Origin of the sequence: Cellulomonas gelida (genome assembly GCF_006538725.1) — a bacterium.
GTDB classification, from domain to species: Bacteria; Actinomycetota; Actinomycetes; order Actinomycetales; family Cellulomonadaceae; genus Cellulomonas; species Cellulomonas gelida.
Window position 1 is genome coordinate 21,678 of the sequence record NZ_BJLQ01000037.1, and the last position, 13,268, is coordinate 34,945.

The 13,268-nt window shown below is 72.3% G+C and carries 12 protein-coding genes; 7 read left to right on the forward strand and 5 right to left on the reverse strand.

Annotated elements, in window-relative coordinates; all coding sequences use genetic code 11:
• Positions 1–30: 30 nt before the first annotated feature.
• Positions 31–975 (reverse strand): ROK family glucokinase, encoded by a 945-nt coding sequence (locus tag CGE01nite_RS13855; protein WP_048341624.1) that lies wholly within the window; start codon positions 973–975, stop codon positions 31–33.
• 198 nt (positions 976–1,173) lie between these two features.
• Here CGE01nite_RS13855 and CGE01nite_RS13860 point away from each other — a divergent pair, with 198 nt between their 5' ends.
• On the forward strand, positions 1,174–2,997 hold the full coding sequence (locus CGE01nite_RS13860) for an AMP-dependent synthetase/ligase (protein ID WP_048341623.1): 1,824 nt from the start codon (positions 1,174–1,176) through the stop codon (positions 2,995–2,997).
• Between the two features lie 94 nt (positions 2,998–3,091).
• Here the strand turns inward: CGE01nite_RS13860 and CGE01nite_RS13865 are convergent, their stop codons facing one another.
• Both CGE01nite_RS13865 and CGE01nite_RS13870 read right to left on the reverse strand, forming a co-directional pair.
• Entirely contained in the window at positions 3,092–3,331 is a 240-nt protein-coding gene (locus tag CGE01nite_RS13865; protein WP_048341622.1) for a hypothetical protein, read from the reverse strand.
• A gap of 62 nt (positions 3,332–3,393) precedes the next feature.
• Positions 3,394–4,911, reverse strand: coding sequence for an NYN domain-containing protein (locus CGE01nite_RS13870; protein WP_141371421.1), 1,518 nt, complete (start codon positions 4,909–4,911; stop codon positions 3,394–3,396).
• A gap of 150 nt (positions 4,912–5,061) precedes the next feature.
• Between CGE01nite_RS13870 and CGE01nite_RS13875 the strand changes: the two genes are divergently transcribed.
• On the forward strand, positions 5,062–6,921 hold the full coding sequence (locus tag CGE01nite_RS13875; protein WP_141371422.1) for a DEDD exonuclease domain-containing protein: 1,860 nt from the start codon (positions 5,062–5,064) through the stop codon (positions 6,919–6,921).
• Between the two features lie 24 nt (positions 6,922–6,945).
• Positions 6,946–7,227 carry an Lrp/AsnC family transcriptional regulator gene (locus CGE01nite_RS13880; RefSeq protein WP_048343498.1) on the forward strand — a complete coding sequence of 94 codons (282 nt, stop codon included), beginning with the start codon at positions 6,946–6,948 and terminating at the stop codon, positions 7,225–7,227.
• A 52-nt stretch (positions 7,228–7,279) separates the two neighbouring features.
• Here CGE01nite_RS13880 and trpD read toward each other — a convergent pair whose 3' ends face one another.
• Positions 7,280–8,323, reverse strand: coding sequence for an anthranilate phosphoribosyltransferase (gene trpD, locus CGE01nite_RS13885; RefSeq protein WP_141371423.1), 1,044 nt, complete (start codon positions 8,321–8,323; stop codon positions 7,280–7,282).
• On the reverse strand, positions 8,320–8,745 hold the full coding sequence (locus CGE01nite_RS13890; protein WP_048343491.1) for a response regulator: 426 nt from the start codon (positions 8,743–8,745) through the stop codon (positions 8,320–8,322). The genes trpD and CGE01nite_RS13890 overlap by 4 nt, the downstream gene beginning before the upstream one ends.
• Before the next feature lie 218 nt (positions 8,746–8,963).
• On the opposite strand from CGE01nite_RS13890, the gene ctaE reads away from it, so the two are divergent.
• The 4 genes from ctaE to qcrB are packed head-to-tail and all read left to right on the forward strand — an operon-like array spanning position 8,964 to position 13,214.
• Positions 8,964–9,611: an aa3-type cytochrome oxidase subunit III gene (gene ctaE / locus CGE01nite_RS13895; protein ID WP_082156417.1), complete on the forward strand. Its 648-nt coding sequence runs from the start codon at positions 8,964–8,966 to the stop codon at positions 9,609–9,611.
• Positions 9,612–9,661: 50 nt separating this feature from the next.
• Positions 9,662–10,447 (forward strand): cytochrome bc1 complex diheme cytochrome c subunit, encoded by a 786-nt coding sequence (gene qcrC, locus CGE01nite_RS13900; protein ID WP_048343490.1) that lies wholly within the window; start codon positions 9,662–9,664, stop codon positions 10,445–10,447.
• Positions 10,444–11,490, forward strand: a complete 1,047-nt coding sequence (gene qcrA / locus CGE01nite_RS13905; RefSeq protein ID WP_141371424.1) for a cytochrome bc1 complex Rieske iron-sulfur subunit — start codon at positions 10,444–10,446, stop codon at positions 11,488–11,490. Before qcrC ends, qcrA begins: the two co-directional genes overlap by 4 nt.
• Complete coding sequence (gene qcrB, locus CGE01nite_RS13910; protein ID WP_141371425.1) at positions 11,487–13,214, forward strand: cytochrome bc1 complex cytochrome b subunit; 1,728 nt, start codon at positions 11,487–11,489, stop codon at positions 13,212–13,214. The genes qcrA and qcrB overlap by 4 nt, the downstream gene beginning before the upstream one ends.
• Positions 13,215–13,268 lie beyond the last annotated feature (54 nt).

A 13,268-nucleotide genomic window follows, 5' to 3' on the forward strand; every position in this document is an offset into this window, starting at 1 on the left:
TCCCGCGACCCATGGCGAGCGCCCGGTCGCCTACAGCCGCGCCAGGTCGGCCGCGCCGACGATGCCCGCGTCGTTGCCCATCGAGGCGATCACGATCGTCGCCTCAGGACGGTGGCCCCGAGCGGAGAGCTGCTCGGCGAAGCCCTTGCGCGCGGGCTCGAGCAGCAGGTCACCCGCAGCCGCGACACCGCCGCCGATGACGACCATCGCGGGGTCGAGCAGCGCGGCGACCGACGCCGCGCCCTCGCCGATCCACCGGCCGAGCTCGGCCAGGAGGTGCACCGCGAGCTCGTCGCCCTCCTCGGCCGCCTTCGTCACGTGCGGGCCGATGATCGCGTCCGCGCGACCGCCCGCGAGCTCGACGATCCGGCGGGCGCGGTCGGGGTAAGCCACGGCCGCGGCCTGGGCGTCACGCACGAGCGCGCTGCCCGACGCGTACTGCTCCCAGCAGCCCTCGTGCCCGCAGCCGCAGTAGTGCCCGCCCGGCACGACGCGCATGTGGCCGACCTCGGCCGCGACGCCCGCGAACCCGCGCACGAGTGCGCCGTTCGAGACGACCGCGCCGCCGAGCCCGGTCCCGATGGTGAGGGTCAGCATGTCGTCGACGTCGCGCGCGGAGCCGAACCGGAACTCGGCCCAGCCCGCGGCGTTCGCGTCGTTCTCCACGACGATCTCGAGCTGGTTCCCGACGAGCGCCGCGACCTTGTCGCGCAGGGGGTACTCACGCCACGCGATGTTGGGGGCGAACAGGACGCCCGAGCGGTCGGCGGCGACGAACCCCGCGGCGGCGAGCCCGATCGCCTGCACCGGGTACTGGGCGCTGAGCTCGGCGTACGCGTCGGCGATCGCGGCGTCGATGCTCGCCACGTCGTCCGGCTCGGTGTCGCGACGCGTCTGGGCCAGGATGCGGCCCTCGTCGTCCACCACGCCGGCGGCGATCTTCGTCCCGCCGATGTCCACACCGATGGCGTGCATGCGTTCGTGCTCCCGAGATGAGTTGGTGGCTGATCGTGCGACCGACGGCGCAGGCTCACGCTAGCGCCATCGACCCGCACCGCCGCACGTGCGTCCGCGCGTGGCGACCCAGCGAGGCTAGCCCCCACGAGCGTCCCCTGAGTCGGACGCACGTCCCGTATCCTCGTCGGACCCGTCACCTCTGCCACTGGAGTCAGAATGGTCGAGTTCAGCACCCCATTGCTCGTCGAGGTCGCTCCCGACCGCAATCTCAACGACCTGTTCGCCGAGCGACTCGCCGCGGACCCGGACGGCGTCGTCATCGAGCACAAGACGGAGCAGAGCGGTCCGTGGATCCCCATCACCGCGCGCGAGCTCGACGCCGAGATCGCCGCGGTCGCCAAGGGTCTCGCTGCTCGGGGGGTCGAGCCCGGTGACCGCGTGGGCATCATGTCGCGCACGCGCTACGAGTGGTCGCTGCTCGACTGGGCGATCTGGGCGGCGGGGGCCGTCCCCGTCCCGCTGTACGAGACCTCGTCGGCGGAGCAGGTGTCGTGGATCCTCACGGACGCCCACGTGACGCTCCTCGTGGTCGAGAGCGCCACGCACGCGGCGACGGTCGGCGAGGTCCGCGCGGACGTCCCGGACCTGCGCGAGGTGCTCGTCATCGACGACGGTGCGATCGACACGCTGGTCACCGCAGGGGCGGACGTCCCGGACGACGAGCTCGCGCGACGCCGCGGGCTCGCGGACCTGTCGAGCCTGGCGACCGTGATCTACACGTCGGGCACGACCGGACGGCCCAAGGGCGTCGAGCTCACGCACGGCAACTTCTACGAGCTCACGGTCAACGCGGTCGAGGGGCTCAAGGAGGTCGTCTCCGACCCCGGTTCGCGCACGCTGCTGTTCATGCCGCTGGCGCACGTGTTCGCGCGCTTCATCCACGTCCTGTGCATCCCCGCCGGCGCGGTGCTCGGCCACTCCCCCGACACGCGCACGCTGATCGACGACCTCGGTTCGTTCCGGCCCACGTTCGTGCTCGCCGTGCCGCGCGTGTTCGAGAAGGTCTACAACGGTGCCGAGCAGAAGGCCGCCGCCGGCGGCAAGGCGGCGATCTTCCAGCGCGCGGCGAAGACGTCGATCGTCTACTCCCGCGCGCTCGACGACCCGCGCGGCCCGAGCCCGTGGCTGCGGCTGCAGCACAAGGTGGCCGACGTCCTGGTGCTGCACAAGCTCCGGGCGCTGCTCGGCGGCCAGGCACGCTGGGCGATCTCGGGCGGTGCGCCCCTCGGCGAGCGGCTCGGCCACTTCTACCGCGGTGTCGGCCTGCGCGTGCTCGAGGGGTACGGGCTCACCGAGACGACCGCACCCGCGACGGTCAACCGTCCCGAGCGCACCAAGATCGGCTCGGTCGGCCTGCCGCTGCCCGGCTCCGCCGTGCGGATCGCCGACGACGGTGAGATCGAGGTCAAGGGCGTCCAGGTGTTCCGCGGCTACCACGGCAACTCCGAGGCGACCGCCGAGTCGCTCGAGGACGGCTGGTTCCGCACCGGCGACCTCGGCTCGCTGGACGACGAGGGCTTCCTGTTCATCACGGGCCGCAAGAAGGAGATCATCGTGACGGCCGGTGGCAAGAACGTCGCCCCCGCGGTCCTCGAGGACCGGCTCCGCGGCCACCCGGTGATCAGCCAGGTCGTCGTCGTCGGCGACCAGCGGCCGTACATCGGCGCGCTCGTCACGCTCGACGCCGAGGGTCTGCCCGGCTGGCTCGCGGCGCACGGCAAGCCCGAGCTCACGCTCGAGCAGGCCGCGCAGGACCCGGACGTGCTGGCCTCGATCGACAAGGCCGTCGCGCGCGCCAACAAGGCCGTCTCGCGTGCCGAGTCGATCCGCAAGTACCGCATCCTCCAGGGCGACCTGACGATCGCCAACGGCTACCTCACGCCCAAGCTGAGCGTGAAGCGCTCGCTCGTCCTCAAGGACTTCGAGGCCGACGTCGACGCGCTCTACGACCAGGGCGCGGGCGGGCACGACGTCGCCTGAGCCTCGTCGCCTGCCCTGGGCGGCGCGCGGGAGCACGGTCGCAGCGGGCGGCGGGACCTGACGGTCTCGCCGCCCGCTGTCGTCCTCGCGGGTCTCAGCCTCCCTCGGCGAGCCGTAACGGTGGGACGAGGTGCAGGTCGGCGAGCGTGCCGAGCGCGCGACGCTCCGCGTCGTCGAGCTCGAACGGCACCGGCGCGCGGCTGTCCCGCGCCGGTCGCCCTGGCTCACGCGTGCGCTCCCGGTCCGCCCGTGCGGGCACCTCGAGGACGAACGTGACGACGCAGTCGGCGCAGGCGGCCGGACGAGCGGTGCACCCCTGGCAGTCGATGATCATGCGCCGGACGCTAGGGCGGACCACCGACACACGCTCCGGACCGGACACCGACCGTGCTGGGGTCAGGCGTGGTGCAGGCGCGCGACCAGGGTCGCGGACGGCACCACGTGCGCGCCGCGCGCCTCGACGTCGCGCGCGACCTCCTGGTCGCTCGTGACGACCACGACGACCCGCCCGGTCGGCTCGGCCTGGACGAGCCGCCGGATGAGGTCGTCGGCGATCTCGCCCACCGAGAACCGGACCCGGATGCCCCGTGCGAGCGCGGTGGCCGGCAACGGCGTGGGCTGCCCGTCGAAGCAGCACGTGACCTCGGCGCCCGATCGCGCGGCCAGAGCCCCGAGCCCGTCGACCAGGAGACGGCGCTGCTGCTCGAGCGTGAGCTCGGGGTAGGCGGTCTTGGTGACGTTGTAGCCGTCGACGACGAGGTGCGCGCGCGGCTGGCGCAGGAGCTCGTCGAGCAGCTCCGGGTCGTCGACGAACCGCCCGCGCGAGCCGACGCGGCCGACCGCAGGGACCTGGGGCGGTGCCACGAGGTCGGCCGGCAGGTCGGTCGTGGGGGCGAGCGCGAGCTCGGAGCGCAGACCGCTCGCGGCGTCGACGATCGTGTCGAGCAGGAGCCGAACGCGGGCGTCGGCGAGCTTGCGTGCGACGCGGAGCTCGGCGCGCGCGGCGGTGCGTTCGGCATCGGCCGCGCGCCGCTCGTCGGTCGCGACCTCGAGCGCCGTCGCGGCCTCGTCGCGCGCCGTACGCGCCTGCTCGAGCAGCTCCTGCGCCTCGCTCAGCGCACGCCGGCCCTCCGCGCGCGCCCGGTCGGCGTCCGACCGCAGCCGTCGTGCCTGCTTGCGCAGCGTCGCGAGCTCCTCGTGCGCGCCGTCACGCTCCTCGCGCACACGAGCCAGCTCGGCCGTGGCGCGGTCCAGATCGGCCTGCGACGGCCCGGGCCGCGCGGACCCGTGCGGCCCGGGCCCGTGCGGTGCGGACGCGGCGGGCGGCGGCACGAGCGGCTCCCACGGGCGGGCGTACAGCCACGCACCGGCCGCCGCGGCCAACGACGGCTCGAGGTCGCTCGACGCGTCGGCACGCGCGGGACGGTCGTCGACCGCGTCGTCGGGCACGCCGTCAGTCGTGGTGGGAGGCGTGCCGTCGCACGTGCCGGGGGCGCCCTCGTCGACCGTCGTGTCGTCGAGCGGCCCGTCCGCCGTCGTGTCCTGCGCCGTCTCCGCGATCGTGTCGCCGGTCGTCGCTGTCGTGGTGTCCGCTGCCGTGGTGTCCGCCGTCGTGGTGTCCGCTGCCGTGGTGTCCGCTGCCGTGTGCACCGCGACGTCCACGACTCCGAGGCGCGAGGCCAGGTCAGGGTGCTCCCCTGCCCAGGTGCGGCAGACGCGCGCCCTGAACGACTCCTCCTGCAACGCCGACCACAGCGGCACCGCACCGGCGACGGCGCGCTTCGCGGGCGCGAAGGCGGCCACGCGACGCAGCGTGGCGGGGACCGCGGCGGGGTCGTATCCGGCCAGCGTCCTGGCCGCCAGCGCGACGATCTCCGCGCGCAGCGCTGCTGGGATCTGCGCGTCGTCGGCCATGCGGTCACCCTAGGCCGCGGTGCGCGGCGTCGCGCGCACGGCCGCGCCGTCCGACGACGCCCGACGGCCGGGCGCGCTCTGCGCGCCGTTCGCGACACGCGGACCGATGCCGCGCGAGGCGTGTCGGACAGCGCGGGTACCGTCACCGGCATGTCGTCGAGCCTGCACCGCCTGCGCCCCGTCTGGGCGGGAGCGGCGACCGACGGCACGGCAGTGCAGCTCGCCCTGGACGAGATCGGCACGCCGCTCAGCGAGGTCACGTTCGTCGTCGTCGACCTCGAGACGACCGGCGGGACTCCCGCGGAGTGCGCGATCACCGAGATCGGTGCGGTCAAGGTGCGCGGCGGGCAGGTGCTGGGCGAGCTCCAGACGCTCGTGGACCCGGGCGGTCCGGTTCCCCCGTTCATCCAGGTGCTGACCGGGATCACGTCGTCGATGCTCGTCGGGGCGCCGCGGATCGACGAGGTCCTCCCGTCGTTCCTCGAGTTCGCGCGCGACGCGGTGCTCGTCGCCCACAACGCGCCGTTCGACGTCGGCTTCCTGCGGGCCGCGGCCGCGCGGACCGGGCACGCGTGGCCCGGCTACCGCGTGGTCGACACCGTGCGGCTGGCCCGCCGCGTCGTGACGCGCGACGAGGCGCCGAACCACAAGCTCAGCACTCTCGCCGCGCTGTTCGGCGCGGCAGTCACCCCCAACCACCGCGCGCTGGACGACGCCCGGGCGACGGTCGACGTCCTGCACGCGCTCCTGGCCCGGCTCGGCCCGCTCGGGGTCACGCACCTCGAAGACCTGGCGACCGCGACCGACCCTGTCCCGCAGGAGGTGCGCCGCAAGCGGACGCTCGCCGACGGTCTGCCGGACGCGCCGGGCGTCTACCTGTTCCGCGGCCCGCACGACGAGGTGCTCTACGTCGGCACGTCGACGACCTCGCTGCGCACGCGCGTCCGTTCGTACTTCACGTCGTCGGAGAAGCGCAGCCGCATCCAGGAGATGGTGCGGATCGCCGAGCGCGTCGACCCGGTGGTGTGCGCGACCCCGCTCGAGGCTCGCGTGCGCGAGCTGCGCCTGATCGCGGAGCACTCCCCGCGCTACAACCGCCGCTCGCGCTTCCCGGAGCGGATGCCCTGGGTCCGGCTGACGAGCGAGCCCTACCCGCGCCTGTCCGTCGTGCGGGAGGTGCGCGACGAGCCTGGCGCCACCTACGTCGGCCCCTTCGGCTCGCAGGGCGCGGCGACCCTGGCTCTCGAGGCCCTGCAGGAGAGCTTCGCCATCCGGCAGTGCACGCGGCGCCTGCCGCTGGTCGCACCCGCGGCGGCGTCCGCCTGCGCCCTGGCGGACATGGGCCGGTGCGGCGCCCCCTGCATCGGCGAGCAGGACCAGCACGGCTACGGTGAGGTCGTCGAGCGCGTCCGCGCCGCGATGCTCGGCGACCCGGCGCCGGTGGTCGCGGCCCACGCGGAACGCATCGAGGCGCTCGTGGACCAGCAGCGTTTCGAGGAGGCCGCGACCGTGCGCGACCGGCTCGGCGCCTTCCTCCGGGGGGCCGCACGTGCGCAGCGGGTCGGGCCCGTCGCGCGGTGCGCGGAGATCGTGGCGGCACGACGCGCGGACGACGGCGGCTGGGAGATCGTGCTCGTGCGCCACGGCAGGCTCGCGGCGACCGCACGCGTGGACCGGATGACCGACCCGCGTCCGACGATCGCGACGCTGCGCACCACGGCCGAGCACGTCGCGGCACCGGTCGCTCCTGCGCCCGCGGCGCACCCCGAGGAGGCGGACCTGGTCCTGGACTGGCTGGAGCGACCGGGCGTGCGGATCGTCGACGTCGTCGGCACGTGGGCGCTGCCCGTGCGCACCGCGCTCGGCGACGTCGAACCCGCCGCCGCCATCGCGGCGCACGCAGCCGCCGTCCTCGGGCGCCCGGCGCCGAGGCCCGCCGACCGCCCCCACGCCGAGGCACCCGGGTCGGTCGACCTGACGCGCCACGCGGCGATGCCTCGCACGGCGTGAGCGGGTCGCGGCATGATGACCACCATGCTGACCGCCATCGTCCTCATCGAGACCGACGCCGCGCGCATCCCCGAGGTGGCCTCCGCGATCGCCGACATCCGCGGCGTGAGCGAGGTCTACTCCGTGACTGGCGAGGTCGACCTCATCGCCCTCGTCCGTGTGCGTGAGCACGACGACCTCGCCGACGTCATCGCCGACCGCGTGAGCAAGGTCGAGGGTGTGCTCCGCACCCAGACGTACATCGCCTTCCGCACGTACAGCCAGCACGACCTCGACCAGGCGTTCGCTCTGGGGCTCGAGGACTGAGGGCGCGCCGGACCGACCACGGACGACAGACTGCGCCGACGCGCGGTGCGGACTACGCGCTCGCGCGCTGCCAGCGCTCCAGGGCCGCTCGCGCGTCGCCGCTGTCGACCGAGGCGCGAGCGTGCTCGACCCCAGCAGCGAGCCGCTCGAGCAGCATCCCCTCGCCCGTCCCTGCCAGGGTGCCGTCCGCGACGAGCGCGGCCGCCGCGTTGAGCAGCACGGTCTCGCGCACCGCCCCGGGCTGACCATCGAGCAGGGCACGGGCGACACCGGCGTTGTGGGCCGCGTCGGCACCGCGGAGCGCCGCGAGCTCGACCCGCTCGACACCCAGCTCGCCCCAGTCGACGAGGTGCTCGGTGACCGCGCCGCCCCTGACCTCCCAGATGCGCGTCGAGTCGGTGGGCGCGATCTCGTCGAGCCCGTCCTCACCACGGAAGACCAGAGCGCTGGTCCCCCGACGGGCGAGCACGCCCGCGATGAGCGGGCCCATGCGCCCGTCGCCGACGCCGATCGCGGCGGACGCCGGCTGCGCCGGGTTGGTGAGCGGGCCGAGAAAGTTGAACGCGGTGGCGATGCCGAGCCCCGCGCGCGCGACCGCGGTGTGCCGGAACGACGGGTGGAAGACCTGCGCGAAGCAGAACGTGATGCCGGCCTCGGCCGCGATCTGCGCGACGCGCTCGGGCGAGTGGTCCAGCCGGATGCCGAGCTGCTCGAGCACGTCCGCTGAGCCCGACGACGACGAGGCCGCGCGGTTGCCGTGCTTGACGACACGCAGCCCCGTGCCGGCGATCACGAGCGCGGCCATCGTGGAGATGTTGACGGTGTGCGCGCGGTCGCCGCCGGTCCCGACGATGTCGACGCTGCGGCCGGGCACCTCGATGCGCTGGGCGTGCGCGAGCATCGTCTCGGCGAGGCCGGACAGCTCGTCGACCGTCTCCCCCTTGGCGCGCAACCCGACCAGGAAACCGGCGATCTGCACGGGTGACGCCTCACCGCGCATGATCTCGTCCATCGCCCAGGACGCCTGCGCGGACGTCAGGTCCTGCCGCGCGACGAGCCCGGTGAGCAGGTCCGGCCAGGTGAAGGCGCTGCTCATCCCGCGACGGCCCGCGACGCCAGGAGATCGACGACCGCGGTGTGGAGCTCGCGCGGGTCGAGCGGGCGGCTCACGGTCGCGTCGGCGTTGGACCACGAGGCGAGCCAGGCGTCCTGCGGCCGGCCGGTCAGGACGAGCACGGGAGGGCAGCGGTAGACCTCCTCCTTGAGCTGACGGCCCAGACCCATGCCGCCGAGCTTGTCGGCCTCGCCGTCGAGGACGAGCAGGTCCACGCCCCCGGCCTCGGTCGTCGCGACCACCGCTGCGGGCGTCGCGGTCTCGACCCACTCGATCTCAGGCGCGCCGTGCTCGAGCCGCGGGCCGATCGCGAGCCTGACCTGCGCGCGCACGTCGACGTCGTCGCTGTAGAGGACGATCCGCGGTCCGTGGGTCGCGGCGGCTGGGTCGTGCGCGGTGCTCATCTGGGTCCTCACTCGTCTCGGCAGGCGTCGTGAAGCATCTTGGCACGGCGTGATGCAGGACACGACGAGGCGTCCGGCACGAGCGTGCCGACACGTCGCCCGCAGCATGATCACGGGCCTCGCACAGGGCTCTCACACGGTCACGATCCTGACGGTGTGACATTTACCGCCCGGCACGCGTGGGTCCAATGGCCCATGCGGGCGCTCCATCCGCCATAATGGCGACCGTGTCGACCGCAACGGCTGCCCCTCGCACCGCCCCCCACGTGAGCGTCAACCGACCGAACCCAGTGTCGGTCGGGACGATCGTGTGGCTGGCCAGCGAGCTCATGTTCTTCGCCGGCCTCTTCGCCATGTACTTCACGGTGCGTGCCGCCGTCCCTGACGAGTTCGCCGAGCAGACCGCGAAGCTCAACCTCACGTTCGCGGCGATCAACACGACCGTCCTGGTGCTGTCGTCGGTGACGTGCCAGATGGGCGTGTGGGCCGCCGAGCGCTTCCAGCCGGTGCGCAGCGGCTCGCTGCTGCAGGTCAACCGCTGGGGCATGAACGAGTGGATGACGCTGACCTACCTCATGGGCGCGTTCTTCATCGGGGGCCAGATCTTCGAGTACGCCGAGCTCGTCGAGCACGGCCTGACGATCTCCTCGAGCCCGTACGGCTCCGTCTTCTTCCTCACGACCGGCTTCCACGGGCTGCACGTCGTCGGCGGCCTGATCGCCTTCCTGTTCCTGCTGGGCCGGTCGTTCTCGGCCAAGCGGTTCGGTCACCACGAGGCGACCACCGCGATCGTGACGTCGTACTACTGGCACTTCGTCGACGTCGTCTGGATCGCGCTGTTCGCGGTCATCTACCTGCTGCGCTGAGCCGCACGCCCCGCCCCACTGACCCACCGAAGCGAGACGAGGACCGATCCGTGAAGGCACTCGCAGCCCGCAGGCACGACCGGCGCGCACCCGCGATGCTGCTCCTGCTGGCGCTGCTGCTCGTCGGTGCGGTGTACGCGGTGGTCGCCCCTTCGTCGGCCGAGGCCGTCACGAAGACCGCGACCGCTGACGACATCACCGCCGGCGAGAAGCTGTTCCAGGCCAACTGCTCCACCTGCCACGGACCGTCCGCGTCCGGCACCGACAGCGCGCCGTCCCTCATCGGCGTGGGCGCCGCCGCGGTCGACTTCCAGGTCGGCACAGGCCGCATGCCCATGCAGATGAGCGGCCCGCAGGCACAGGCCAAGCCGGTGCAGTTCACCGACGAGCAGATCGGCCAGCTCGCCGCCTACGTCGCGACGCTCGGTGCCGGCCCGGCCATCCCCACCGCGGAGATGGTCGACCCCGCGCTCGGCAACCCCGCGTCCGGCATGGCCCTGTTCCGCACCAACTGCGCGATGTGCCACAACGCCGCTGGCGCCGGTGGCGCGCTCTCGCAGGGCAAGTTCGCGCCGAACCTGTGGGAGACGACGCCCACGCACCTCTACGAGGCGATGCTCACGGGCCCGCAGTCGATGCCGGTCTTCAACGACGCGAACCTCACGCCCGAGGAGAAGCGCGACATCATCGCGTTCATCGACGAGCAGGGCGAGGGTTCACCGGGCGGTCTCGACCTCGGCTCGCTCGGTCCCGTGAGCGAGGGCCTGTGGGCCTGGGTCGTCGGCCTCGGCCTGCTGCTCGGCATCTCTGTCTGGATCGGAGCGAAGTCCTCGTGAGCACCCCCCACGACCACGACCGCGACCTCGCGGTGCACGGCGACGGCCACAGCGAGCTGCCCGCGCGGTTCGACAACCCGGGACTGCACGAGCACCAGCCCCGCCAGGCGGACATCGACCCGAAGACCAACAAGCGCGTCGAGCGCCAGGTCCTCGCGCTGTTCACGCTCTCGATCCTGGGCACGATCGCCGTCATCTGGGCCTACTTCGCCCTCCCCCCGGGCGACACCGTCGGCTCGATGCGCCTGTCCAACCTGGTGCTCGGCCTCGGGCTCGCGGTGTGCCTGCTCGGCATCGGCATCGGCGGGAACTACTACATCAAGGTCCTCATGAGCAATCGTGAGTACGTCGAGGAGCGCCACGAGCTGCGCTCGTCCGACGAGACCCGCGAGATCGCCGTGCAGATGCTCAAGGACGGCGGCGAGGACTCCGGCCTCACGCGGCGCGGTGCGCTCGTCGGAGCCGGCGTGACCGCGCTCGCCCTCTTTCCCCTGTCCATCCTCGTGCCGCTGATCGGCAACGTGGGCGAGGACTGGAACGTGCGCAAGTTCAAGCACACGATGTGGAAGAAGGGCACGCGCCTGCACACCGACCCGACGAACCGTCCGATCAAGGCGTCGGACGTGACGATCGGCGACGTGTGGCACGTCATCCCCGACGGTCTCGACAAGGTCGAGCACGGCATGCTCGACGAGAAGGCCAAGGCGATCGTGCTGCTGGTCCGCATGGACCCGCGCGACATCAAGTCGGACCAGTCCCCCGAGGGCGAGACCTGGGGGCACGAGGGCATCGTCGCGTACTCGAAGGTCTGCACCCATGTCGGATGCCCCGTCGCTCTGTACGAGCAGCAGACGCACCACCTGCTGTGCCCGTGCCACCAGTCGACGTTCGACGTGGCCGACAGCTGCAAGGTCGTGTTCGGCCCGGCGAAGCGCCCGCTGCCGCAGCTGCCGATCACCGTCGACGACGAGGGCTACCTGATCGCGCAGAGTGACTTCGCCGAGCCCATCGGCCCGAGCTTCTGGGAGCGTGCGACCAAGTGAGCGACCTCAAGACTCCCCCGACCCGCACGGCGAAGGCGGCCGGCGCCACGGCCGACTACCTCGACCAGCGCACCGGCATCGGCGGCGCGGTCAAGTTCTTCGCGCGCAAGGTCTTCCCGGACCACTGGTCCTTCTTCCTCGGCGAGATCGCGCTCTACAGCTTCGTCACGCTGCTGATCTCGGGCGTGTTCCTGACGCTGTTCTTCGTCCCGAGCATGGCCGAGACGCATTACGAGGGCCCGTGGCCGTCGATGAACGGCGTCGAGATGTCCGAGGCCATGGCCTCGACGCTGCGCCTGTCGTTCGAGGTGCGCGGCGGCCTGCTCATGCGGCAGATCCACCACTGGGCGGCGCTCATCTTCATGGCGTCGATCGTCGTGCACATGATGCGCGTGTTCTTCACGGGCGCGTTCCGCAAGCCGCGCGAGATCAACTGGGTGGTCGGCTTCGTGCTGATGATCCTGGGGCTCGCCGCCGGATTCTCTGGCTACTCGCTGCCCGACGACGTGCTCTCCGGCAACGGTCTGCGGATCACCGACGGTGTCGTCAAGGCGATCCCGATCCTCGGCTCGTTCCTGTCGTACTTCGTCTTCGGTGGCGAGTTCCCGGGCCACGACCTGATCCCCCGGCTGTTCACGGTGCACATCCTGCTCGTGCCCGGGTTGATCCTCGCGCTCGTCGGGCTCCACCTGTTCCTCATGGTGATGCACAAGCACACGCAGTACCCGGGCTCGGGCCGGACGAACTCGAACGTCGTCGGCTTCCCCGCTCTCCCGGCGTATGCGGGCAAGCTGATGTTCAACCTCTTCGTGGTGTTCGGCGTGATCGCGCTCATGGCGGGCACGATGTCGATCAACCCCGTCTGGAACTACGGCCCGTACGATCCGTCGCCCGTCTCCGCGGGAGCCCAGCCGGACTGGTACATGCTGTTCCTCGAGGGTGCGCTACGCCTCATGCCAGGGCAGACCGAGTTCATGATCGGGCAGTACACGCTCAGCCTGAACGTCCTGATCCCGGCGATGATCGTGCCGGGCATCCTGTTCACGCTGCTCGCCGCGTACCCGTTCATCGAGGCGTTCGCGACGGGCGACAAGAACGAGCACCACGTGCTCGACCGCCCGCGCAACCGCCCGTTCCGGACCGCGTTCGGCGTGTCGCTGCTCGTGGCGTTCGCGATCCTCGTGCTCGCCGGCTCCAACGACCTGATCGCGACGCACTTCCACCTCTCGATCAACGACATCACCTGGGCCTTCCGGGTGCTGCTGTTCGTCGGCCCGTGGCTCTCGTTCGTGATCACCAAGCGCGTGTGCTTGGGGCTGCAGCGCAAGGACCGCGAGCTGGTGCTCCACGGGCACGAGACGGGTCGCATCGTGCGGTACGCCTCCGGTGAGTACATCGAGGTGCACAAGCCGCTCGACGCGCACGAGCGCTGGCTGCGCGTGCAGCACGAGGCCGTCCGGCCGCTCGAGATCGAACCGGCGGAGGACTCGCGCGGCGTGCGCCGCAAGGGCTACCGCACCGACCGGCTGCGCCAGCGGCTCTCGCAGGTGTTCTACGAGGACCGCGTCGAGCCGGTGACGCCCGCCGAGCTCGCGGCCGCACACGCCGCGCACGGTGGCCACGCCGACCACGAGATCGACGCGAGCCACACGCCCGTGCAGGTCGGCGCAGGCAGCACCACCGATCCAGCATCCGAGACCACGCCCGACGGGCGGAATCGCTGATCCTGGACGAGAGTTGACCGAGTCGGGCGGCTCGCCCCTCAGGGCGGGCCGCCC

Coding starts and splice junctions, on each gene's coding strand:
- CGE01nite_RS13860 (WP_048341623.1), top strand. CDS start 1,174: ATGGTCGAGTTCAGCACCCCATTGCTCGTCGAGGTCGCTCCCGACCGC.
- CGE01nite_RS13880 (WP_048343498.1), top strand. CDS start 6,946: ATGCTGACCGCCATCGTCCTCATCGAGACCGACGCCGCGCGCATCCCC.
- CGE01nite_RS13890 (WP_048343491.1), bottom strand. CDS start 8,745: ATGAGCACCGCGCACGACCCAGCCGCCGCGACCCACGGACCGCGGATC.
- CGE01nite_RS13865 (WP_048341622.1), bottom strand. CDS start 3,331: ATGATCATCGACTGCCAGGGGTGCACCGCTCGTCCGGCCGCCTGCGCC.
- CGE01nite_RS13870 (WP_141371421.1), bottom strand. CDS start 4,911: ATGGCCGACGACGCGCAGATCCCAGCAGCGCTGCGCGCGGAGATCGTC.
- CGE01nite_RS13875 (WP_141371422.1), top strand. CDS start 5,062: ATGTCGTCGAGCCTGCACCGCCTGCGCCCCGTCTGGGCGGGAGCGGCG.
- ctaE (WP_082156417.1), top strand. CDS start 8,964: ATGGCGACCGTGTCGACCGCAACGGCTGCCCCTCGCACCGCCCCCCAC.
- CGE01nite_RS13855 (WP_048341624.1), bottom strand. CDS start 975: ATGCACGCCATCGGTGTGGACATCGGCGGGACGAAGATCGCCGCCGGC.
- trpD (WP_141371423.1), bottom strand. CDS start 8,323: ATGAGCAGCGCCTTCACCTGGCCGGACCTGCTCACCGGGCTCGTCGCG.